This window comes from Streptomyces sp. NPDC111628 (genome assembly GCF_055635195.1).
Window position 1 is genome coordinate 78,488 of sequence record NZ_JBVKBZ010000007.1, and the last position, 20,850, is coordinate 99,337.

The 20,850-nt window shown below is 71.7% G+C and carries 19 protein-coding genes; 10 read left to right on the forward strand and 9 right to left on the reverse strand.

What is annotated here, in order from left to right; translation table 11 throughout:
• The first annotated feature begins 6 nt into the window (after positions 1-6).
• Positions 7-903 carry an ectoine hydroxylase gene (thpD, locus tag ACZ7MF_RS32955; protein ID WP_471481919.1) on the forward strand — a complete coding sequence of 299 codons (897 nt, stop codon included), beginning with the start codon at positions 7-9 and terminating at the stop codon, positions 901-903.
• A gap of 78 nt (positions 904-981) precedes the next feature.
• Here thpD and ACZ7MF_RS32960 read toward each other — a convergent pair whose 3' ends face one another.
• From ACZ7MF_RS32960 to ACZ7MF_RS32975, 4 genes are all read right to left on the reverse strand, one after another.
• The gene (locus tag ACZ7MF_RS32960) at positions 982-2,076 is read right to left on the reverse strand and encodes an aminotransferase class V-fold PLP-dependent enzyme (RefSeq protein WP_471481920.1); all 1,095 of its coding nucleotides are present in this window, start codon (positions 2,074-2,076) and stop codon (positions 982-984) included.
• A 71-nt stretch (positions 2,077-2,147) separates the two neighbouring features.
• Complete coding sequence (locus ACZ7MF_RS32965) at positions 2,148-2,861, reverse strand: DsbA family oxidoreductase (RefSeq protein WP_471481921.1); 714 nt, start codon at positions 2,859-2,861, stop codon at positions 2,148-2,150.
• Positions 2,862-2,953: 92 nt separating this feature from the next.
• Positions 2,954-3,562, reverse strand: coding sequence for a DUF1349 domain-containing protein (locus ACZ7MF_RS32970; RefSeq protein WP_471481922.1), 609 nt, complete (start codon positions 3,560-3,562; stop codon positions 2,954-2,956).
• A gap of 132 nt (positions 3,563-3,694) precedes the next feature.
• Entirely contained in the window at positions 3,695-5,224 is a 1,530-nt protein-coding gene (locus ACZ7MF_RS32975; RefSeq protein ID WP_471481923.1) for an aldehyde dehydrogenase (NADP(+)), read from the reverse strand.
• Between the two features lie 123 nt (positions 5,225-5,347).
• Here ACZ7MF_RS32975 and ACZ7MF_RS32980 point away from each other — a divergent pair, with 123 nt between their 5' ends.
• From ACZ7MF_RS32980 to ACZ7MF_RS33020, 9 genes are all read left to right on the forward strand, one after another.
• Positions 5,348-6,121 carry an IclR family transcriptional regulator gene (locus ACZ7MF_RS32980; RefSeq protein WP_358742624.1) on the forward strand — a complete coding sequence of 258 codons (774 nt, stop codon included), beginning with the start codon at positions 5,348-5,350 and terminating at the stop codon, positions 6,119-6,121.
• 3 nt (positions 6,122-6,124) lie between these two features.
• Positions 6,125-6,595, forward strand: coding sequence for a GNAT family N-acetyltransferase (locus tag ACZ7MF_RS32985; protein WP_361007810.1), 471 nt, complete (start codon positions 6,125-6,127; stop codon positions 6,593-6,595).
• A gap of 111 nt (positions 6,596-6,706) precedes the next feature.
• Positions 6,707-7,726, forward strand: a complete 1,020-nt coding sequence (locus ACZ7MF_RS32990) for a hypothetical protein (RefSeq protein ID WP_471481924.1) — start codon at positions 6,707-6,709, stop codon at positions 7,724-7,726.
• Entirely contained in the window at positions 7,723-8,994 is a 1,272-nt protein-coding gene (locus ACZ7MF_RS32995) for a sensor histidine kinase (protein ID WP_471481925.1), read from the forward strand. Before ACZ7MF_RS32990 ends, ACZ7MF_RS32995 begins: the two co-directional genes overlap by 4 nt.
• Entirely contained in the window at positions 8,991-9,650 is a 660-nt protein-coding gene (locus tag ACZ7MF_RS33000; protein WP_356861597.1) for a response regulator transcription factor, read from the forward strand. Before ACZ7MF_RS32995 ends, ACZ7MF_RS33000 begins: the two co-directional genes overlap by 4 nt.
• Before the next feature lie 82 nt (positions 9,651-9,732).
• Positions 9,733-11,187, forward strand: a complete 1,455-nt coding sequence (locus ACZ7MF_RS33005; protein WP_471481926.1) for a peptidoglycan D,D-transpeptidase FtsI family protein — start codon at positions 9,733-9,735, stop codon at positions 11,185-11,187.
• Positions 11,188-11,263: 76 nt separating this feature from the next.
• Positions 11,264-11,830, forward strand: coding sequence for a SigE family RNA polymerase sigma factor (locus ACZ7MF_RS33010; RefSeq protein WP_356861601.1), 567 nt, complete (start codon positions 11,264-11,266; stop codon positions 11,828-11,830).
• Complete coding sequence (locus ACZ7MF_RS33015; RefSeq protein WP_471481927.1) at positions 11,827-12,570, forward strand: hypothetical protein; 744 nt, start codon at positions 11,827-11,829, stop codon at positions 12,568-12,570. The genes ACZ7MF_RS33010 and ACZ7MF_RS33015 overlap by 4 nt, the downstream gene beginning before the upstream one ends.
• A 195-nt stretch (positions 12,571-12,765) precedes the next feature.
• On the forward strand, positions 12,766-14,988 hold the full coding sequence (locus ACZ7MF_RS33020) for a glycoside hydrolase family 43 protein (protein ID WP_471481928.1): 2,223 nt from the start codon (positions 12,766-12,768) through the stop codon (positions 14,986-14,988).
• On the opposite strand, the gene ACZ7MF_RS33025 is transcribed toward ACZ7MF_RS33020, so the two are convergent.
• From ACZ7MF_RS33025 to ACZ7MF_RS33045, 5 genes are all read right to left on the reverse strand, one after another.
• The gene (locus ACZ7MF_RS33025) at positions 14,973-15,770 is read right to left on the reverse strand and encodes an HAD family acid phosphatase (protein ID WP_471481929.1); all 798 of its coding nucleotides are present in this window, start codon (positions 15,768-15,770) and stop codon (positions 14,973-14,975) included. The two genes, ACZ7MF_RS33020 and ACZ7MF_RS33025, sit on opposite strands and share 16 nt — an antisense overlap.
• A 91-nt stretch (positions 15,771-15,861) precedes the next feature.
• Entirely contained in the window at positions 15,862-16,989 is a 1,128-nt protein-coding gene (locus ACZ7MF_RS33030) for a pectinesterase family protein (protein WP_471481930.1), read from the reverse strand.
• 66 nt (positions 16,990-17,055) lie between these two features.
• On the reverse strand, positions 17,056-18,390 hold the full coding sequence (locus ACZ7MF_RS33035) for a pectate lyase family protein (RefSeq protein ID WP_471481931.1): 1,335 nt from the start codon (positions 18,388-18,390) through the stop codon (positions 17,056-17,058).
• A gap of 63 nt (positions 18,391-18,453) precedes the next feature.
• Entirely contained in the window at positions 18,454-19,257 is an 804-nt protein-coding gene (locus ACZ7MF_RS33040) for a rhamnogalacturonan acetylesterase (protein WP_471481932.1), read from the reverse strand.
• A gap of 158 nt (positions 19,258-19,415) precedes the next feature.
• Positions 19,416-20,786 (reverse strand): ABC transporter substrate-binding protein, encoded by a 1,371-nt coding sequence (locus ACZ7MF_RS33045; protein WP_471481933.1) that lies wholly within the window; start codon positions 20,784-20,786, stop codon positions 19,416-19,418.
• Positions 20,787-20,850 lie beyond the last annotated feature (64 nt).

A 20,850-nucleotide genomic window follows, 5' to 3' on the forward strand; every position in this document is an offset into this window, starting at 1 on the left:
GTCACCGTGACCACGACCACGAACGTCACTGATCTCTATCCCACCCGCGGCGCCACCGAGGTGGCGACTCCCCGGCAGGACCCGGTGGTCTGGGGCTCCCCGGACACGCCCGGTCCGGTGGCGGCCGGTGACCTCCAGGCGCTGGACCGCGACGGCTTCCTCGCCATCGACCAGCTGATCGCGCCGGACGAGGTCGGCGAGTACCAGCGCGAGCTGGAGCGCCTCACCACCGATCCGGCCATCCGCGCGGACGAGCGCTCGATCGTCGAGCCGCAGTCCCAGGAGATCCGGTCGGTCTTCGAGGTGCACAAGATCAGTGAGGTCTTCGCCAAGCTGGTGCGCGACGAGCGCGTGGTCGGGCGGGCGCGGCAGATCCTCGGCTCGGACGTCTACGTCCACCAGTCGCGGATCAACGTCAAGCCGGGCTTCGGGGCCAGCGGCTTCTACTGGCACTCGGACTTCGAGACCTGGCACGCCGAGGACGGCCTGCCCAACATGCGCACGATCTCGGTCTCGATCGCGCTCACCGAGAACTACGACACCAACGGCGGTCTCATGATCATGCCGGGGTCGCACAAGACGTTCCTCGGGTGCGCGGGGGCCACGCCGAAGGACAACTACAAGAAGTCCCTGCAGATGCAGGACGCGGGGACGCCGTCCGACGAGGGCCTGACGAAGATGGCCTCGGAGTACGGCATCAAGCTGTTCACCGGCAAGGCCGGCTCGGCGACCTGGTTCGACTGCAACTGCATGCACGGGTCGGGCGACAACATCACGCCCTTCCCGCGCAGCAACGTGTTCATCGTGTTCAACAGCGTGGAGAACACGGCGGTCGAGCCGTTCGCGGCACCGATCCGGCGCCCGGACTTCATCGGCGCGCGGGACTTCACCCCGGTGAGGTGACCCGCATCTGATCTCGGGCAGGGGCCTTTTCGTGTGGGACGGGAGGCCCCTGCCCGATGCTGTTCGGAGCCCGTTCTCTCAGCCCGCCAGCACGTCCAGCAGCCGGTCCACGTCGGCTTCGGTGTTGTACACGTGGAAGGCGGCCCGCAGATTGCCCGCTCGGTCGGAGACCTGGACGCCGGCCCTGCCCAGCTCGCCCTGCCGGTGGCCGAGACCCGGCACGGAGACGATCGCGGAGCCCGGCGCGGGCACCGGCTCGTGGCCCAGCGAGCGCACCCCTTCGCAAAACCGGCCGGCGAGAGCGGTGTCGTGGGCGTGCACGGCGTCGACGCCCAACTCCTCGATCAGGGCCAGCGAGTGCCGGGCGCCGGTGTAGGAGAACAGGGCGGGGGACTCGTCGAACCGCCGGGCGGAGTGCGCCAGTTCCTCGACGGGGCCGTAGCAGCTGTCCCAGGGGTGCTCACCGGTCGCCCACCCGGCGAACAGCGGCGTCAGCCCGGCCGCAGCTCCCAGGTCCTCCGGGACCACGAGGAAGGCGACGCCGCGCGGGCAGAGCACCCACTTGTAGCCGACGGCGGTCACGTAGTCGAAGTCGTCCGCGGCCGTCGGCAGCCAGCCGCCCGCCTGGGAGGCGTCGATCAGCGTCCGCGCCCCGTGCGCCCGGGCGGCGTCCCGCAATGCGGCGAGGTCGGCGATCCGACCGTCGGCGGACTGCACGGAGCTGACCGCCACGAGGGCGGTGTCCGGCCCCACGGACTCGGCGATCCGCTCCAGCGGCACGCTGCGCACCTTGAGGTCGCCGCGCGTGTACAGCGGGTTCACGAGGGAGCTGAAGTCGCCCTCCGCGGTGAGGACCTCGGCCCCCGTCGGCAGCGACGCGGCGACGAGCCCGCTGAAGGTGGCGACCGACGCGCCGGTCGCGACCCGGGTGGCGGGCACCCCCATGAGCCGGGCACAGGCGGCCCGTGCCGCCTCGACGTCGGCGAACATGTCGAGCGGCTGCCCTTCCGCCGCGGACGCCGCCGCGTCACGCATCGCCACGAGGCTCCGGGCGGGGAGCAGGCCGGTGCTGGCGGTGTTCAGGTATGTGGTCTTCGGGGCGAACTCGGTACGGACGAGATTCTCGAAGCTCTCCATGGCACCACTGTGCGGCCCCGTGACCTCCCCGTCCATTGCGTATTTCTACGCGGATTCTCCAAGCATCGCTTATGAACGGCCCCTCACCTGGGCTTTCAGCCGGCCCGTCACTCCTGGGGCACCGCGCACCCGTCCGGACCGCAGGCCTCGGCGCCCCCGTCGTCGATCAGCTTCAGCGGCGTGCGCTCGCCCCACGCCTGGGTCAGCGCCTGGGTGAAGACCTCGGCGGGCTGCGCGCCCGAGACTCCGTAGGCCCGGTCGAGCACGAAGAACGGCACCCCGGTGGCCCCGAGCTGGGCGGCCTCCCGCTCGTCGGCACGCACGTCGTCGGCATAGGCGTCGGCGTCGGCGAGCACCGCGCGGACCTCGTCCGCGTCGAGCCCGGCGCCGACGGCCAGCTCCACGAGCCGCTCGTCGTCGTTGAACACGGAGCGCGCGTCGGCGAAGTTGCCCCGGTAGAAGGCATCGAGGAGCGCCTCGTGCCGTCCCCGCTCCTTGGCGAGGTGCAGCAGGCGGTGCAGGTCGAAGGTGCTGCCGTGGTCGCGGTCCCGGGTGCGGTAGTCCAGGCCCTCGGCGGCGGCCTGCGCGCCGAGGTTGTCCTCACCGGCCTGCGCCTGCGCCTCGCTCATGCCGTACTTGGCGGTGAGCATCGTCAGCACCGGCTGCACGTCGTCCTTGGCCCGCCCGGGGTCCAGTTCGAACGAACGGTGGACCACCTCGACGCCGTCACGGTGCGGGAAGGCCGCGAGCGCCTTCTCGAAGCGGGCCTTGCCCACGTAGCACCAGGGGCAGGCGATGTCGCTCCAGATCTCGACGCGCATGTCTCGGCTCTTCTCCAGGTCGTACGGCGGCGGAGGCCTTCTCCGCCCCGTACGTGAACGTTCAAGCAGCGGGTGTCATTCCCGCCCCGCGCTCAGCTGCCGTCCCGCAGGTCCGCGGGCCGGCCCGGCCGGAACTCCAGGTGGTCGTACGTCACGGTGCAGCCGTCCCCCGTCGGCGCCTGCGCCAGGAAGCCGACCAGCGCGGCCCCCGTCTCCCTCTCATCGCCCAGCGTGAAGAGGCGTACGAAGGTCCAGCGCTCCCCGTCGAGGGAGGCGTGGAAGGCGAAGGCCCGTCCGGTCCGGCTGACCCGGAACCAGACGGAGTCCCCCTCCACGGTGAAGGAGTTGCAGTCGTCGGAGTGCCCCCGGGTGACCACCGTGCAGACGGTGGGCATGTCCGGGGAGTACTCCAGACACAGCTTGGCCCAGGCCCGCTCCCCCACGTGCACGTAGAGCACCCCGGCGTCGAAGGCACCCCGGAACCCGACGGACACACGGGCGATCAGCTGAAAGTCCCCGTCGGGCGCCCCCAGCAACCGCGGCGCGTCGGACACCGGCTCCAGCGACTCCCCGGTGGGCGGCACAAACCGATCCTGCCGGGCCCCGGCGACGCCGGTGAGCACACCGTCGGCGTAGGACCAGTGACCTTCGGGTCCGTACGGGCGGAGGGAAAACGGCAGTTCGGGAAGTTCAAGATTCATGCGCTGATCATCGCAGGCCCGGGGCACGTACCTCAGGGGCGCGGGGCTGTATCGATTTGCGGCTCCGCCGCGTGCGCGCGACCAGCCACGACGGCGCAGCACCCGGCGAAACAACCGCACCCCTGCGGCGCGCTACCGCTCAAGCACCCCGTTGAACCGCCGAGGCAGCCCCAGCGCATTCTCATCCCGCAACTCCACCGGCAGCAACGCCTCAGGCACCCCCTGATAAGCCACCGGCCGCAGCCACCGCTCGACAGCCGTACCCCCCACCGACGTGGACGTCGACGTGGTCGCCGGGTAAGGCCCCCCGTGCTGCTGAGCCGCCGCCACGGCAACCCCCGTGGGCCAGCCATTGACCAGCACCCGCCCCGCGAGCGGAGTCACCTCGGCGAGGAGCGCCGCCCCGGCACCCTCCCCCGCCATCTCCTCGGCAGAGAGCTGCACGGTCGCCGTGAGGTTCCCCGGCAGTCGCGACAGCACCCCCCGCACCTCACCCTCGTCCTGATAGCGGGCCACCACGGTGACCGGCCCGAAGCACTCCTCCAGGAGCAGGTCGTACTCGCCCTCCGCCGCCAGCCGCGCCGCCGGCACCGTGAGGAACCCGGCGCTGACGGTGTGCTCGCCGCCCGAGCCGGGCGTCACGGGGGAGTCCACGTCGGGCAGCGCGGCGCGCTCGGCGACGCCCGCGACGAAGTTGTCCCGCATGCGGTGGTCGAGGAGCACACCGGCGTCGGTGGCGCTGACCGCGTCGGTGAGCGACTTGACCAGGCCGTCACCGGCGTCGCCCGCCGGTACGAGCACCAGGCCGGGCTTGACGCAGAACTGGCCGACGCCCAGCGTCATCGAACCGGCCAGGCCCGCGCCGATCGCCTCCGCCCTCTCCACGGCCGCCGCCTCCGTGACGACGACCGGGTTCAGCGAGCCCAGCTCGCCGTGGAACGGGATCGGCACCGGACGCGCGGCCGCCGCGTCGAAGAGCGCGCGGCCACCGCGGATCGACCCGGTGAAGCCCGCCGCGGCGACCAGCGGGTGCTTGATCAGTTCGACGCCCGCCTCGAAGCCGTGGACCAGGCCGAGGACGCCGTCGGGGATGCCGTGCGCGGCCGCGGCCCGGCGCAGCACCTTGGCGACCAGCTCGGACAGGGCCGGGTGGTCGGGGTGCGCCTTGACGACGACCGGGCAGCCGGCCGCGAGCGCGCTGGCGGTGTCGCCGCCGGGGACGGAGAAGGCGAAGGGGAAGTTGGAGGCCGAGTAGACGGCGACGACGCCGAGCGGCACCTTGTAGCGGCGCAGGTCGGGGATGGGCGGGGTGGCCGTGGCGTCGGGGTGGTTGACGACCACGCCGAGGAACTCGCCCTCGTCGACGATGTCGGCGAAGGCCCGCAGCTGGTAGCAGGTGCGGGCGAGTTCGCCGGTGAGCCGGACCGGGCCGAGTGCGGTCTCCGCGTCGGCGGCCTCGACGAGGGTGCTCTCGGCCGCCTTCAGCTCGTCGGCGGCGCTCCGCAGGAAGGCCGCGCGGACGGCGCGGTCGGCGAGGGCGTCCCGGGCGGCGTGCGCGGCGCGGACGGCGGCGTCCACCTCCTGGGCCGTGGCTTCCACGGCGACCTGTTCACGCTGCTTCCCGGTACGGGGGTCGACACTCCAGACTGGTGCTGCTGCCACCGCGGGTCCCTCCACGTGCTCTGCACAGAAGTTGTTCGATATACTGAACGCTGTCTCTACTGATGAATATGCTGTTCGCAGACTATATCTTCAGCTTCTCGTCGAACGAAGGGGTCAAGGGCGATGTCGGCTGTCGAGACGGGGGGCGGAGCGCAGGTCAAGTCCGCGGTGCGGACGGTTGAGCTGCTCGAGTACTTCGCCGGGCGCCCCGGTATGCACTCCCTCGCGTCGGTCCAGGAGGCCGTCGGTTATCCCAAGTCCAGTCTCTACATGCTGCTGCGCACGCTGGTGGAGCTGGGGTGGGTGGAGACGGACGCCACGGGCACGCGGTACGGCATCGGGGTGCGGGCGCTGCTGGTCGGCACCTCGTACATCGACGGCGACGAGGTGGTCGCGGCGGCCCGGCCGACGCTGGACCGGCTCTCCGACGACACGACGGAGACCATCCACCTCGCGCGCCTGGACGGCACGAACGTGGTGTACCTGGCCACCCGCCAGTCCCAGCACTACCTGCGGCCGTTCACCCGGGTCGGCCGCCGGCTGCCGGCGCACTCGACCTCGCTGGGCAAGGCGCTGCTGAGCACGTACAGCGACGAGCAGGTGCGCAAGATGCTCCCGGAGACCCTCCCGGCGCTGACCGAGCACACCATCACGGACCGGGAGAAGCTCATCGAGGAGCTGCGCCTGGTGCGGGAGCAGGGCTTCGCCGTGGACCGCGAGGAGAACACGCTGGGGCTGCGCTGCTTCGGCGTGGCGGTCCCCTACCGCACCCCCGCGCGGGACGCGATCAGCTGCTCGGTGCCGGTGGCGCGGCTGACGCCCGCGCACGAACAGATGGTCAAGGACGCTCTGTTCGACGCTCGGGACCGGCTGACACTGGCCACGCGTAGGCTCTGACCCATGCACATCGCACTGCGCGAGGTTCACGACAGCGATCTGCCCGTCTTCTTCCGGCAGATGAACGATCCGGAGGCGCTGCGCATGGCGGCCTTCACCCCCAAGGACCCCGCCGACTGGGACGCGTTCACGGCCCACTGGACGAAGATCCGGGCCTCCCGCGACGTCGTGCGCACCATCCTCGGCGACGGTGACGTCGTCGGCAGCACGGCCGTGTACGGGGAGCCGGGCGAGCGCGAGGTGACGTACTGGGTGGACCGGGCGTACTGGGGGCAGGGCGTGGCGACGGCCGCGCTGCGCGCCCTGCTCGCCGAGGTCCGGGACCGCCCGCTGTACGCGCGGGCGGCGGCCGACAACACGGGCTCGCGGCGCGTGCTGGAGAAGTGCGGCTTCGTGACCAGCGCGCGGGCCCGGGGGTTCGCGGCCGCCCGGGGCACGGAGATCGACGAGGTCGTGCTGCACCTCGCGGAATGAGCCACCGGCCGCACCGGTGGTCCGCCGGGCCGGTGTGTCTCCGCCGTGCGGCGGAGGCGGATCGTCGGTGCGCAGGACGTGCCGGGGGCGTGCGGGCGGGAGCGTGGACGCATGACGCCGACGTTCGCCACCGCCTCCGCCCCGCCCGCCCCGCCTCCGCCCGCGGGTCCCACCCGGCCCCGGCGGTTGCTGCGGGCGGTCGCCGTCGTGGCCTGTCTGCCGTACCTGGCGCTCAAGGTCGCCTGGATCGGCGGCAGCCGGGTCGGTATCCCGGAGGGCAGCTCGCTGCTCGACCACCGGGTGGCCCTGATCGTCGGCAACGGCGTCTCCGTCCTGCTGGACAGCTGCGTGATCGTGCTCGCGCTGGTGCTGACCCGGCCCTGGGGGCGCCGGGTGCCCGCCTGGTCGCTGGCGTTCCCGGTGTGGATCGCCACCGGACTGCTCGCGCCGATCATGGCGGGGTACCCGCTGCAACTCCTCGCGCGGGCGGTCACCGGCGGGGTCGCCACGGCCGCCGACCCCCGGCGGGAGCCCTTCCTGCACGAGTGGGTCTTCGGGGTCGTGTACGGCGGGTTCATCGTGCAGGGCCTCGCCCTGGGAGCCCTGTTCGTGCTCTACGCCCGGGACCGCTGGGGGTGGTTGTGGCGCGGCCGGACGCGGGACCTGCCGGCCGCCGTCACCGGGGGGATGCCGCGGGCCGCGACCGCCGTGGCCGCCGTGCTCGCGCTGTTCCCGCTCGCGGTCCGGCTGCTGTGGGCCTGCGGCTCCACCGTCGGGCTCGGTGCGGACCGGGCGGCGGACCGCACCAGTGACTTCTACGTGCTGGAGGGCCTGTACGTCGGCTTCCTCGTCCTGGCCGTCACCGCCGGTGTGATGCTCGCCTTCCGCCGCGCCCGCGATCTGCCGGTCGCCGTGCCGCTCGCGGCGGCCTGGGTCTGCTCCGGCGCCGTGGCCTGCTGGGGCGGCTGGATGCTCCTCGCCTCCCTGATCGGTCCGGACGAACCCGCCGACCGCCCGGCACAGTTGATGATCCTCACCTACGCTGCCCAGATGACCGTCGGCCTCCTCCTCGCCGCCTCGGGCGCGCGTTTCCTCGCGGGGCGGTCGGCCGCCGCCCGCGTCCGGCCGTGACCGCACTCGCCCGGCTGCTGTTCGGCCGGCGGGCGCGCCTGAGGTGGATCCACCTGATCCTCGGCGGCGCGCTCGCCATGCCGTACGTCCTCGTCGGCTCGGTCGTCGTCGGCCCGGTCGCCGGGGGCGCGAACGTCTTCGGTTCGCTCGGCCTCCAACTCGCCTCGTTCGCCCTGGGGTTGCCGCTCGCCGCCGTCACCTCGCTGTTCCCGCTGACCCGCCCGCTGGAGTCGGGAGTGGTGCGGTGGCTGTGCGGGGTGGAGGCCGACCGGCTCGCGTACGGGCCCGCCCGGACCAGGGGCGAGAAGGGGCGCACGGCGGCCTGGTTCACGCTGCACCTGGGGGCCGGCGGGATCGTGGCGGGGATGTCGCTGGCGGTGCCGCCGTTCGCTGGCACGCTGATCGTCCTGCCCCTCGTGCCGGCGCTGCGCGAGGGGCGGCTGGGGCTGCCCGGCTTCTTCCACCACGCCTGGGCGCTCGTCCTCTCGCCGCTCGCGGGCGCCGCCATGCTGGTCGCGCTGGCCGGATGCGCCGCCGCCTGCGGCACGCTGCTGGCCCGCTGGGCGCCGGACCTGCTCGGCCCGTCCGCGGCGGACCGGGTCGCGGCGGCCGAGGCACGCGCCGCCGACCTCGCCGTCCGCAACCGGCTCGCGCGCGAACTGCACGACTCCGTCGGCCACGCGCTGAGCGCGGTCACCCTCCAGGCGAGCGCCGCCCGCCGGGTCCTGGACAGCGACCCGGAGTTCGTCCGCGAGGCGCTCGCCGCGATCGAGGACACCACCCGTCGCACGGTCGGCGAACTCGACGCCGTCCTGGGCGTCCTGCGCGACGGCGACGCACCCGGTGACCCCTGGGACACCGCGCCCGCGCCGACGCTCGCCGCCGACCTCGACGGCCTGCTGCGCCGCACCCGCGCGGGCGGACTGCGCGTGGACGCCACCGTCGCCGCCGTCGCCACCGACCCGCGGGCGCTGCCGCCGCCGGTCTCCCGCGAGGCCTACCGCATCGTGCAGGAGGGGTTGAGCAACGCGCTCAGGCACGCGGGTGGGAAGGCCGCCGTGACGCTCCGCGTCGAGGTGCTGGACCGGCATCTGCGGATCACCGTCGAGAACCCCGTCGGCTCCGTCCCCGCCCCGCGCCCCGGGGGCGGCCACGGCCTGCGCGGCATCGCCGACCGGGCCCGGCTGCTGGGCGGAGCGGCCGAGGCGGGCCCCGAGGGTCCGGTGTGGCGACTGCACGTCCGACTGCCGCTGAAGGGAACCGCGTGACCCACCCGCCGACAAGGATCGTCCTCGCCGACGACGAACGCATGGTCCGAACCGCCTTGCGCGCCATCCTCGCCGCCGAACCGGATCTGGAGGTCGTCGGTGAGGCCGCCACCGGTGCCGAGGCCGTCTCCGTCGTGCGGGAGGTCCGGCCCGACGTGGTCCTGATGGACGTCCGCATGCCCGGGGTCGACGGCATCCGCGCCACCGAGCAGATCCTCGCCACGCTCGCCGAACCGCCCCGCGTCGTCGTCGTGACCACCTTCGAGAACGACTCCTACGTCTACGACGCCCTGCGCGCCGGTGCCGCCGGTTTCCTGCTCAAGCGTGCCGACGCCGACACCCTCGTCGGGGCGGTGCGGCTGGTGGCGCACAGCGACACGCTGCTGTTCCCGTCGGCGGTACGGACGCTGGCGGCCGAGCACGCGCGCGCGAATCCCGCCCCGCCGGCGTGGGTGGCGCGGCTCACCGAACGCGAGGGCGAGGTGCTGCGCCTGATGGCGACCGGGCTGACCAACGCGGAGATCGCCGGGCGGCTGGGGGTGGGTCCGGCCACGGCGAAGACCCATGTGGCGGCGGTGCTGGCGAAGACCGGCGCCCGGGACCGCACCCAGGCGGTGATCCGGGCCTACGAGGCGGGCTTCATGAACGGGCGATGAGACGGGATGAGAAAGATGAGAAAACGGGGCAGACGGGAACGACCGCCGCCCGCCCGTTCGTCCTGTCAGCGGGATGAACGGGATGAACAAGACGATCAGGCGCGCCTCGGTCTTCACGCTGCTCCTGGTGTTCGCTCTGCTGGTCAGGGCGACCTGGGTGCAGTTCTACGAGGGACAGGCGCTCGCCGACGGCAAGGACAACCGGCGGAACGCGATCGAGACGTACGCGGGGCCGCTCGGGAACATCATCGTGGGCGGCCGGTCGGTCACCGGCTCGGCGCCGACGGAGGGCGGTGACCTCGCGTACAAACGTACGTACGAGAAGGGGAAGCTGTACGCGGCGGTGACGGGCTACGCCTCGCAGGCGTACGCGCCGACCCAGCTGGAGGGCATCTACCAGGACGTGCTCAACGGCACCGATCCGCGACTGAAGACGGTGATGGACACCGTCACCGGCACCCGGGCCGAGCCGGGCAACGTGGTGACGACCATCGACCCGGACGTGCAGAAGGCCGGGTTCGACGCGCTGGGCGACAAGAAGGGCGCCGCCGTCGCGATCGACCCGAAGACGGGCAGGATCCTCTCGGTCGTGTCGACCCCCTCGTACGACCCGACGTCGCTGACCGACGCCAACACCGCGGGTGAGGCCTGGGAGAAGCTCACCGGCGACCCCGAGAAGCCGCTGACCAACCGGGCGCTGCGCCAGCCGCTGCCGCCGGGCTCGACGTTCAAGCTGGTCGTGGCGGCCGCCGCGCTGGAGAACGGACTGTACGGCTCGGTGGACGAGAAGACCGACAGCCCCGATCCGTACACGCTCCCGGACACCACGACGGACCTGACCAACGAGAATCCGAACGCCCCCTGCGAGAACGCCACGATCCGCACCGCGCTGCAGTACTCGTGCAACAACGTCTTCGCGAAGATGGCCGTCGACCTCGGCCAGGACGAGCTGCGCGCCACGGCCGAGAAGTTCGGCTTCAACGACGAGTCGCAGGACGTGCCGGTACGGGCGTACACCAGCGTCTACCCGAAGGACATGAACCGGTCGTCGACGGCCCTGACGGGTATCGGCCAGTTCGACGTGACGGCGACCCCGCTCCAGATGGCGATGGTCTCCGCGGCCCTCGCCAACGGCGGCGAGCTGGTCTCTCCGCACATGGTGTCGCAGGTCACCGACAGCGGCGGCGACGTCCTGGAGGACCACACCGACCCGGACTCGAAGCGGATCGTCAGCTCGAACACGGCCGAGCAGTTGCAGTCGGCCATGCAGACCGTCGTCGAGGACGGTACGGGCTCGAACGCGCAGATCTCCGGAGCGACCGTCGGCGGCAAGACGGGCACGGCCCAGCACGGCGAGAACAACAGCAAGACGCCGTACGCCTGGTTCACGTCGTACGCCAAGTCCGACACCTCGGACAAGGAGGTGGCGGTGGCGGTCATCGTCGAACAGTCCGACGCGGCCCGCAGCGAGGTCAGCGGCAACGGCCTGGCGGCCCCGGTGGCCAAGGCGATGATGGAGGCGGCGCTCAAGGGCTGACTTTCCGGGGGTCGTTCCGGTTCGGTCTGCCGTACGGTGTTCGGCACCCGGGAAGCCGCTGCGAGGAGAGTCCGCCGTGAGGACAGTCGTCGACGACGCCGCCTCCGCCGAGTTCCACGCCTTCTTCGAGCGTCACTACGCCGAACTCTCCCGGCTCGCCCAGCTGCTGACGGGCGAGCCGGACGCCGCCGACGACCTCGCGGCGGACGCCCTGCTGGCCCTGTGGCACCGCTGGGACCGGGTGCGCGCGGCAGACCACCCGACGGCGTACGCCCGCGGTGTCGTCGCCAACCTCGCCCGCACCCGCATCCGGACCGCCGTGCGCGAACGCAGACGCGTCGCCCTGTTCTGGTCGCAGCGCGAGGAGCGGACGGAGAACCCGGACGTCGCCGGCGTGGTGGACGTGCGGGAGGCGCTGCGCCGGCTGCCGTTCCGCAAGCGGGCGTGCGTGGTGCTGCGGCACGCGTTCGACCTGTCCGAGAAGGAGACGGCGCTCGCCCTGGGCGTGTCGGTGGGTACGGTGAAGAGCCAGACGTCGAAGGGAGTGGCCGAACTGCAGCGGCTGCTCGGCACCCGGGCGGCTCCCCGGCAGGTGCACGCGGCGATCGCACGCAGCGGTGGGGCAGCGGGAGGGAACCGATGACCGGGCGGCGGGACGTGGACGAGGAGCTGCGTGTCCGGCTGCGCGAGGCGGCCGGGGCGCACCAGCCCGACCGGGCCCGCATCCTGGCCCGGGTCGAACGCGGCATGCCGGTCCAGGACCGCCCCGGGCAGCACCGGTCGGTCCGTGCGCCGCTGCTGGGCTGGGTCCGGGTGGCCGGTGCGACGGCGGCGGTGGCGGGCGTCCTGGTCGCCGGCGGCTACGCGGTCGCCTCCGCGGTGAAGGACGAGGCCCCCGCCCAGCGCTCGGTCGCCACCTCGCCGACCCCCGCACCGTCACCCGGGGACGCCACCACGGGCCGGCCGGCCGCCTCCGGCGTCGAGGACGGTCCGCTGTGGTCGGACGGCTCGGTGGACCCGCACAGCAACGACTTCTGGGCGCAGAGCAACGTCACCCTCAAGGCGAGCGCCCCGCTGACCGCGCTCACCGTCGAACTGTGGGTGGCGCAGACCGGGTCGGTCACCTCCACCGGGGCCTGGCGGTCGCTGCCGGAGGGCGACTTCACGCTCACGGTCGAGGAACGGGACGGTTTCCTCGTCCACCGGTGGACGCTCAAGCCGGGGCGTACGGTCCCGGCGGGCGAGTGGATGTTCGCCGGCCAGTACAACCACGAGCGCGGTGGCCGGGACGCCCGCGGCGACCGCTACTCGGCGACGGCCACCGCCGCGTCCGAACAGCTCTCGGTGCGGGGCGACTTCGCGCCCCGCGACGGCGACTCGTGAAGACTTCCTGAAGACCCGGCAGCCCGTACCGCACCGGTTCCGACCGGCGACGACCGGCGAGAGTATTCGACATATCGACCGTCGCCCGACCCGCCGAATTTTCCTGCCTCCGTCCCGTTGACGCCCCGACCGGCACTGGCGACACTCAAGTGCACGCCATCCAACACAATCACTCAGACTCCCCCAGGAAGTGTCATGCGCCGTCACACCGCTCGCCGCACGCTTCTGGTCCCCTTCCTCGCCCTCCTTCTCGCCCTGCTCGCCGCCCCTCCGGGCACCGCACACCCGGGAGCACCCCACGCGCAGAAGAGCCCGTACGCCGGATACCTCTTCGCCTACTTCACCGGCGAGGGCACCGCCGACGGCGAGCAGATCCGCTATGCCCTCAGCCGCGGCAACGACGCCCTGCACTGGCGCGAGTTGAACGGGGGCGAGCCCGTGCTGACCTCCACGACCGGCGAGAAGGGCCTGCGCGACCCGTTCGTCATCCGCTCCCCCGAGGGCGACCGGTTCTACATGATCGCCACCGACCTGCGGATGTACCGGAACAGCAGCGGCAGCTGGGACGAGGTCCAGCGGCACGGCAGCAAGTCGATCATGGTGTGGGAGTCCACCGACCTGGTCCACTGGACCGACCAGCGCCTGGTGGAGGTGTCCCCGGACAACGCGGGCAACACCTGGGCACCGGAGGCCTACTGGGACGACGAGCTGGACGCGTACGTCGTCTTCTGGGCGTCCAAGCTCTACGCCGACGACGACCCGGACCACACGGGCTCGACGTACAACAGGATGCTGTACGCCACCACGAAGGACTTCCGCACCTTCAGCGAGCCGAAGGTCTGGAACGACCCGGGCTACTCGGTCATCGACTCGACGGTCGTCGAGCACGAGGGCACGTACTACCGCTACACCAAGGACGAGCGCGACCCGTCCTCCGGCTCCCCCTGCTCGAAGTTCATCACCGGCGAGAAGTCGACGTCGCTCACCGACACCTCGTACGACTTCGTCTCCGACTGCATCGGCAGCGGCGCGATGGACCGGGGCGAGGGGCCGACGGTGTTCAAGTCGAACACCGAGGAGAAGTGGTACCTGTTCGTCGACGAGTACGGCGGCCGGGGCTACCTCCCCTTCGAGACCACCGACCTCGACTCGGGCAGGTGGACGCCCTCGGCCGACTACCAGCTGCCCGCCAGCCCCCGGCACGGCACGGTGATCCCGGTGACGCAGGCGGAGTACGACCGGCTGCTGGCCGCCTACCCGGCGAGCCCCGCCTCGGTCGTGGACGCCACGGCGCGCGGCCAGAAGGGGTACGCGGTCGTCAGCGAGGAGACCGGCAAGGTCGTCCTGCCGATGGAGCCGCGCACCAACCTGCGCCACCTCGCCCCGAAGCTGTGGGTCGGCGAGGGCGCGACGGTCAGCCCGCGGTCCGGAACGCGCCGCGACTTCCGCAAGCCGCAGAGGTACACGGTGACGGGCGCCGACGGCACCAAGCGCACCTGGACCGTCGAGGCGGTGCCCACCCGCAGCCCGGTCCTGCCCGGCCTGTACGCGGATCCCGACGTGCGGTACATGGACGGCCGGTACTGGATCTACCCGACGACGGACGGCTTCCCCGGCTGGAGCGGCACGCAGTTCAAAGCGTTCTCGTCGAAGGACCTGGTCCACTGGAAGGACCACGGCGTCATCCTCGACCTGGGGCCGGACGTGTCCTGGGCGGACAGGAACGCCTGGGCCCCGGCGATCGCCGAACGCGGCGGCAGGTACTACTTCTACTTCTGCGCCGAGCAGCAGATCGGCGTCGCGGTGGCCGACTCCCCGGCCGGTCCCTTCACGGACGCGCTGGGCAAGCCACTGGTCGCCAAGGGACAGTTCGAGGGCCAGATGATCGACCCGTCCGTCTTCACGGACGACGACGGGCAGTCGTACCTGTACTGGGGCAACGGGCACGGTTACGTGGCCCCGCTCCACGACGACATGGTGTCGTTCGACGCGTCGCGGGTGAAGGACATCACCCCGGAGAACTTCCGCGAGGGCTCCTTCGTGGTGAAGCGCGACGGGACCTACTACTTCATGTGGTCCGAGGACGACACGCGCAGCGAGAACTACCACGTGGCGTACGCGACGGGCCCGTCGCCGCTCGGCCCGTGGACCGAGCGCGGCACGATCCTGTCCAAGCGCCCGGAGTACGGCATCCTCGGCACCGGCCACCACTCCGTGGTCAACACGCCCGGCACCGACGACTGGTACATCGTCTACCACCGGTTCGCGCTGAACGGTCCCGGCAGGGCCGGCGGGGACGGCACCCACCGGGAGACCACGATCGACCGGCTGGAGTTCGCCTCCGACGGCACGATCGAGCCGGTCGTGCCGACCCTGGGGTCCGTCCCCGCCGTCGCGGCGCGCTACTCCACGAAGTAGGTCGGGTTGGGCAGCTTGTACGTCCGGTCCGCGTAGCCGCCCTGGAGGTCGGAGTACTGGTCGCCGAAGTTGGCGACGATGTCGTACCCGAGGTCCCGCTCGATGTGCCGGCGGGTGCCCGCCTTGTACTGCACGGTGGTGCACGTCCAGGTGCCCGGGGTGGCGCAGTGGGCCAGGTAGGAGGGCGGGTTCGCCTTGTCCTTGAGGAACATGTGGGCGGCGTCGAGGTTCACCTCGGCGCCGACCTTCTTCAGGTTCTCGACGGCGGCGGCGCGCTGCGCCTCGCTCAGGCCGGAGTTGTAGAAGACCTCGACGCCCTTCTTCTCGGCGTACCGGGCGAGTTCGGGGCTGCCGGGGACGGCCGGGCGGTCGGCGCGGTCGACGTAGGCGGCCCAGGTGGCGCCGTCGTAGCCGTAGTTGTTCTTCTTCTCGTAGTCGAGGCTGAGGAGCAGTGTGTCGTCGATGTCGAAGACGACCGCGGGCCTGCTGTGCTTGTGGTGCGCCGTGCGGGCGGCCCGGTCGATCTGCTTCTTCGCGGCGGCGTCGACGCGGGCCAGGTCAGCGGCATAGGGGCTGTCCGGGGAGGCCTGGTAGACGCCGTCGGCGTCGAGCGTGGTGCCGTAGTAGGCGTCGATGTCCTTGGCCAGCACCCCGATGTTGTACGGCTCGTGGGTGGAGTTGGCCGTCGACTGGCCGGCGGTGGCGGCGCCCGTTCCGTACAGGACGGCACCGGCGACGGCGCAGGCGGCGGTGACGGTCGCGATACGCGGTGGTTTATGCATGACACAGGTTTCTACGCGCGTCACCCGGGTGAGCGCGAGACCCGTGGCCGGATCCGCGCCCCCGTATCTGGCAAAGATCGCGTCAAGCAGGTCAAGTCCTGGGACGCCAGTCGCCGAGGTAGGCCTCCCGGGTGTGCGCGGCGGCCTCGGCGCGGGTGAGCTGCGGCCGGTTGTCCGGGACGGTGACCTCGGCGCCGGGGCCGGTGTTGCGGTACTCGCGGAACCGCTGCTCCTGCCAGGGGTACGCGTCGCGCATGTTGGCGTACGGCACCACCGCGTCGATGCCCGCGCCCAGGTGGCTCTCGCGCACGGTCAGCATCGGACGGGCGGTGGTGTCGGAGCTGGGCACCCAGGGGCGGGCCAGCTTGTAGTAGCCGTCGGGGGCCTCGCTGCTGACGCGGCCGCGGGTCACCAGGTAGCCGCGCGGGTTGGCGCCCGCCGTGGACGGCGCGAACACGAAGCCGTACGGGGCGGCGTCGAGGTCGGGGCGGACCAGGGTGCGGAAGTGGCACTGCTCGTACACCGCGGTCGCCCGGCCGAAGACGAAGTCGACGTCGCCCTCGACGTAGCAGCGCTCGTAGTACTGGCGGGCGAAGAGGGAGAGGTCGCGGCTGTCGGCGTAGAGGGTGTCCTGATGGCCGAGGAAGCGGCAGTCGTGGAAGGCGGAGCGGTCGCCCATGACCTTGATCGCGACCGCCTGGGTGCCGGTCCAGTCGGGCTGGTCGGCGCGCAGCCAGTCGTTGGCGAAGGTGAGGGCGCGGGCGGTGAAGCCGTCGGCGCGCACGGTGGTGGTGGCCGAACCGCTGGTGCCGTAGGTGCCGGAGCCGTCCGGCTTGGGGGTGCCGGCCGCGTTGTCGTAGACGATGACGACGTCGCGCGGGTCGCCGGAGGCTCCGATCCAGGTCGCACCGGTGCGCTCGGCGTCGACGGAGACCGTTTCGCGGTAGGTGCCCGGGGCGAGGACGAGTGTCCAGCCGTCGCCCACGGCGGCGTCGACCGCGCTCTGGACGGAGGTGAAGTCGCCGCGGCCGTGCGGGTCGACGTACAGGGTCTTGGGTGTGCGGCGGGCGCCCGGTGAGCCGTACCGGCCGAAGGGACGCCGGTGCGGGTGCGGCCGGGTGCCGGCGGCGGCGGGACCGGCTGCCGCGAGGCCGAGGGCGGCGCCCGCGCCGGCGGTCGCCAGGAGGAAGCCTCTGCGGGACGGGGCGGGTCGGTGCATGCGGGTGCTCCTTCGGGGGGTGGGCCGGGGCGGTGCGGGCGCCCCGGCCCGGTTCGGGGGAGGGTGTCAGCGCAGGCGGCCGGCGCCCGCGCCGTGGTCGACGACGAAGGGGACCGCCCAGGACGGCAGGACCTTGGTGCGCAGCGTGGGCCTCCAGCCCGCGCCGGAGCTGAGGACGGCGTCCGGGTTCTCGGCGTTGTGGGCGGCGATCAGGTCGACGGTGCGGCCGTTGACGCGGTTGTGGGCGGCGCTGAGCGGCGCGTCGTTCCAGCGCTTGAGCACCTGCGCGGGGCTGACGCCGGCCGGCAGGGTGAAGGCGTTGTGCTCGGCGACGAGGGCGGACTCCTTGCCGACGCCGAAGCTGTAGGCGTAGTCGTCCGAAGCCACGAAGTGGTTGTTGTAGACGTCGACCTGGCCGAAGCGGACGCGGGGCGCGCGCTCGACGAGGTTCTTGAACAGGTTGTGGTGGAACGTCGCCTTCAGGTGGCCGCGGTCGACCGCGGCGGTGGACTCGCTGTCGCTGTTGCCGATCAGGATGGTCTTGTCGTGCTCGGTGAAGACGTTCCAGGAGGCGGTGACGTAGTCGGCGCCCTTGACGATGTCCAGCTGGCCGTCGTGCTGCTGGTAGAGCATGCCGAAGTAGGTGGGCGCCGCGCTGTCGGGGTGCTCGCCGTCGGTGAAGGTGTTGTGGTCCAGCCAGACATGCGTCGACCCGTACACGACGGCGCTGTCGTACTCGGAGTTCCAGTTGCCGTTGTCCCCGTCCGTGGGGTCCCACTGCGGGAAGCAGTCGACGGGGCTCTCGAAGGTCAGGTTGCGGACGATGACGTTGTCGACGTCCTTGATCTGGAGGCTGGCGCCCTTGAGCGCGGCGCCCCGGCCGACTCCGACGATGGTGGTGTTGGAGGGGACGTTCGCCTTGATGGACCGGTCCTGCTGTGCGGCGGAGACGCGGCGCAGGCCCTCGGGGCTGTCGTCGGGCTCGGCGCTCAGGTCGGTCTCCATGCCCCAGTTCTCCGGGGAGTACTTCTCCAGGTAGGCGTCGAAGTCGTAGCCGGGCGCGGCAAAGGCCTCGCAGCCCTCCGAGACGGCGTCGACGGTGCCCTTGACCTTGATGATCCTGGGCGCGGTGCCGTCGGCGGCGAGGGCGGCCTTGAACTCGGCCCAGGTGGAGACGGTGTACACCTGCTCCGCGTCGGCGGCGGCCCCACCGGTGGTGCCGGTGCCGTGCGAGGCCCAGCCGTCGCCCGCGGGCAGCGTCTGGCGGGCGGTGTCCCGGGAGTGGTGGTGCCCGGGGCGGGCCTCGGCAGTGGCGGCGGTCAGGGTCAGCACGAGGGCGGTGCAGCCGACGAGTGCGGCGGTTCTCTTCGTGGCATGCCCATGCCATCTCTGAGTGCTCATGGTGCGGCTCTCCCTTGTTCTCGGGTGGTATGCGGGATGTTGCGCGCCGGTCGGCCGGCGGTGTTACGCGGTGGCCGGCGCGGGCCAGCTGATCCAGGACCCGGGGATCTCCTCGTCCACCCGGCGCACGTCCCGGTGCGCCAGTACGCGCCCGCGCAGCAGCTCCCGGGCGACGAGCCGGGCGACCGCGATCGCGCCCGGCGGGTTGAAGTGGGTGTTGTCCTGCTCGGTGGCGGTCCAGTTGAAGTACGCCTTGGTCCCCTCGACGCCGATCCGCTGCCACAGCGCGAGCGACAGCGCCTGCACGTCGAGCAGCGCCACGCCCTCCTGCCGCGCGAGCGCCCGCATCGCCGCGGGGTACTCCCCGTGGCTCGGCACGGCCTTCCCCGCCGCGTCGAACCGCCGCCGCTCCACGGGCGTGGCCAGCACCGGCCGCGCCCCGCGGGCCCGCGCCCCCTCGACGTACCTCCGCAGATACTGCTGGTACGTCGTCCAGGGCTCGGTGTAGCGGGTGGGGTCCTCGTCCTTCTCGTCGTTGTGCGCGAACTGGATCAGCAGGAAGTCACCGGGCCGGATCGCGCCGAGGACGACATCGAGCCGCCCTTCGTCGACGAAGCTCTTGGAACTCCGCCCGTTCACGGCGTGGTTGGCGACCAGGAGCTCCTTGCGGAGGAAGAACGGCAACGCCATCCCCCACCCGGTCTCGGGAGCGGCGTCGGCGTACTTCTGCGCGGCGGTGGAGTCCCCGGCGATGAAGAGGGTGCGGGGGTGGCGGCGTCCGCCGGCGTGGGCGGTCTGGGTGGCGGCGAACGCCAGGGGAATGGCGGAGACGGCGGCGGCAGCGACCTGTCTTCGGCTGAGTGACACGCGGGGTACCTTTCGGCGAAGGGCTGGGAAGGACACCTAGGGGCGCGGGACTGTATCGATTTGCGGCTCCGCCGCGTGGGCGCGACAAGCCACGGACGGCCCGCAGCCCGCGACGAACCACGGACCGCCCACGGCGAAACCGAGACCGAAACCGCCGACTAACCCATCTGTTCCGTCCACTCGGCCTGCGCCTCATTGAGCTTGTCGGCCAGCCCGTCCAGGAAGTCCTTCGCGCTCATGTCACCCAGCAGCACCTTCTGGAACCCCGGCTCGCTCTCCGACTTGGACAGCGTGTTCCAGTCCGGCAGGTAGTACGGCAGCTGAACAATGGTCGTAGACCCGTCGTTCAGCGCCTGCGCCGCCAGCTTCGTCGGCTCCGCCTTCTGGATCCACGCGTCGTTCGCGGCCTCGGTGCTGGACGGCACCTGCCCGGCCGACTCGTTGAACTTCGAGTTCTGCTCCTTCGAGGTCGCGAACTCGATGAACTTCCAGGCGGCCTCCTTGTTCTTCGAGCTCTTGAACATGCCGAGCCCGTCGACCGGGTTGGACACCTGGACCCGCTTGCCGGAGGCGCCGACCGGCTGCGGGATGCCGCGGAACTTGTCGACGCCGAGCGCCTTCACGTGGTCCTGGTAGGAGCCCAGGTTGTGGTTGAGCATGCCGATGGTGCCGGTGTCCCACTGGGCGACCATCTTGGCGAAGTCGTTGTTGACGTCGGCGGCCGGTGTGACCTTCTTGTAGAGGGCCGCGTACTTCTCCAGCGCCTCGACGTTCTTCGGGTCGTTGACGGTGGTCTTCTTCTTGCCGGCGTCCCAGAACGAGGTGATGCCGGACTGTCCGTACATCGCGTCGAGCGCCTGGGCGATGGAGCCGGAGCCGCCGCGGATGGTGTAGCCGAACTCGTTCTTGCCCGCGTCGGTCAGCTTCTCTGCGGCGGCGTAGAACTTGTCCCACGTCGTCGGCGCGTCGAGACCGGCCTTCTCGAACAGGTCGGTGCGGTAGTAGAGGACGCCGTTGTTGGCGGAGGTCGGCATCGAGTACAGGGTGCCGTCGCCGCCGCCGGCGGCCTTCAGGGACTCGACCATGTCCTTGTTGATCTTGTCGTTCAGGGGCGACTTGGTGAGCCGGTCGTCCAGCGGCTCCAGGGCGCCCTGGGCGGAGAAGCCCGCGAGCATCGACGCCGTCACGCCGCCGACGTCCGGCAGGCCGCCGCCCTGGATGGCGGTGTCGACCTTGGACTGGTACTCGGTGGCGGCGATGCCGACGTACTCCACGTCGATGTCCGGGTTGGCCTTCTCGAAGTCGGCGATGATCTCCTTCCAGACGGCCGTACGGATACCGCCGTTGTTGTCCCAGAAGGTGATCTTCCCCTTGCCGCTGCCCTCGGCCCCCTTGTCGCCGCCCGCCCCGCTGCCGTCGTCACCGCAGGCGGTGGCGGTCAGCGCGAGCACGGCCCCCAGGGCGACGGCGGCGGACGTCCGGCGCCTTACTGTGCCTTTGTCTCTGCTGCTGAGCATGCTGATCCTCATTGGTCGGCTCTCTTCTTCCGGATCTTCTGGATCGAACAAAGCGGTGGAACGACAACGTGGGGGT

Excerpts from the sequence above, each read along its gene's own strand:
- ACZ7MF_RS33020 (WP_471481928.1), top strand. The coding sequence starts at position 12,766 with ATGCGCCGTCACACCGCTCGCCGCACGCTTCTGGTCCCCTTCCTCGCC.
- ACZ7MF_RS33030 (WP_471481930.1), bottom strand. The coding sequence starts at position 16,989 with ATGCACCGACCCGCCCCGTCCCGCAGAGGCTTCCTCCTGGCGACCGCC.
- ACZ7MF_RS32985 (WP_361007810.1), top strand. The coding sequence starts at position 6,125 with ATGCACATCGCACTGCGCGAGGTTCACGACAGCGATCTGCCCGTCTTC.
- ACZ7MF_RS32990 (WP_471481924.1), top strand. The coding sequence starts at position 6,707 with ATGACGCCGACGTTCGCCACCGCCTCCGCCCCGCCCGCCCCGCCTCCG.
- ACZ7MF_RS32970 (WP_471481922.1), bottom strand. The coding sequence starts at position 3,562 with ATGAATCTTGAACTTCCCGAACTGCCGTTTTCCCTCCGCCCGTACGGA.
- ACZ7MF_RS32965 (WP_471481921.1), bottom strand. The coding sequence starts at position 2,861 with ATGCGCGTCGAGATCTGGAGCGACATCGCCTGCCCCTGGTGCTACGTG.
- ACZ7MF_RS33005 (WP_471481926.1), top strand. The coding sequence starts at position 9,733 with ATGAACAAGACGATCAGGCGCGCCTCGGTCTTCACGCTGCTCCTGGTG.
- ACZ7MF_RS32980 (WP_358742624.1), top strand. The coding sequence starts at position 5,348 with ATGTCGGCTGTCGAGACGGGGGGCGGAGCGCAGGTCAAGTCCGCGGTG.
- ACZ7MF_RS32960 (WP_471481920.1), bottom strand. The coding sequence starts at position 2,076 with ATGGACGGGGAGGTCACGGGGCCGCACAGTGGTGCCATGGAGAGCTTC.
- ACZ7MF_RS33045 (WP_471481933.1), bottom strand. The coding sequence starts at position 20,786 with ATGAGGATCAGCATGCTCAGCAGCAGAGACAAAGGCACAGTAAGGCGC.
- ACZ7MF_RS33015 (WP_471481927.1), top strand. The coding sequence starts at position 11,827 with ATGACCGGGCGGCGGGACGTGGACGAGGAGCTGCGTGTCCGGCTGCGC.
- ACZ7MF_RS33035 (WP_471481931.1), bottom strand. The coding sequence starts at position 18,390 with ATGAGCACTCAGAGATGGCATGGGCATGCCACGAAGAGAACCGCCGCA.
- ACZ7MF_RS33025 (WP_471481929.1), bottom strand. The coding sequence starts at position 15,770 with ATGCATAAACCACCGCGTATCGCGACCGTCACCGCCGCCTGCGCCGTC.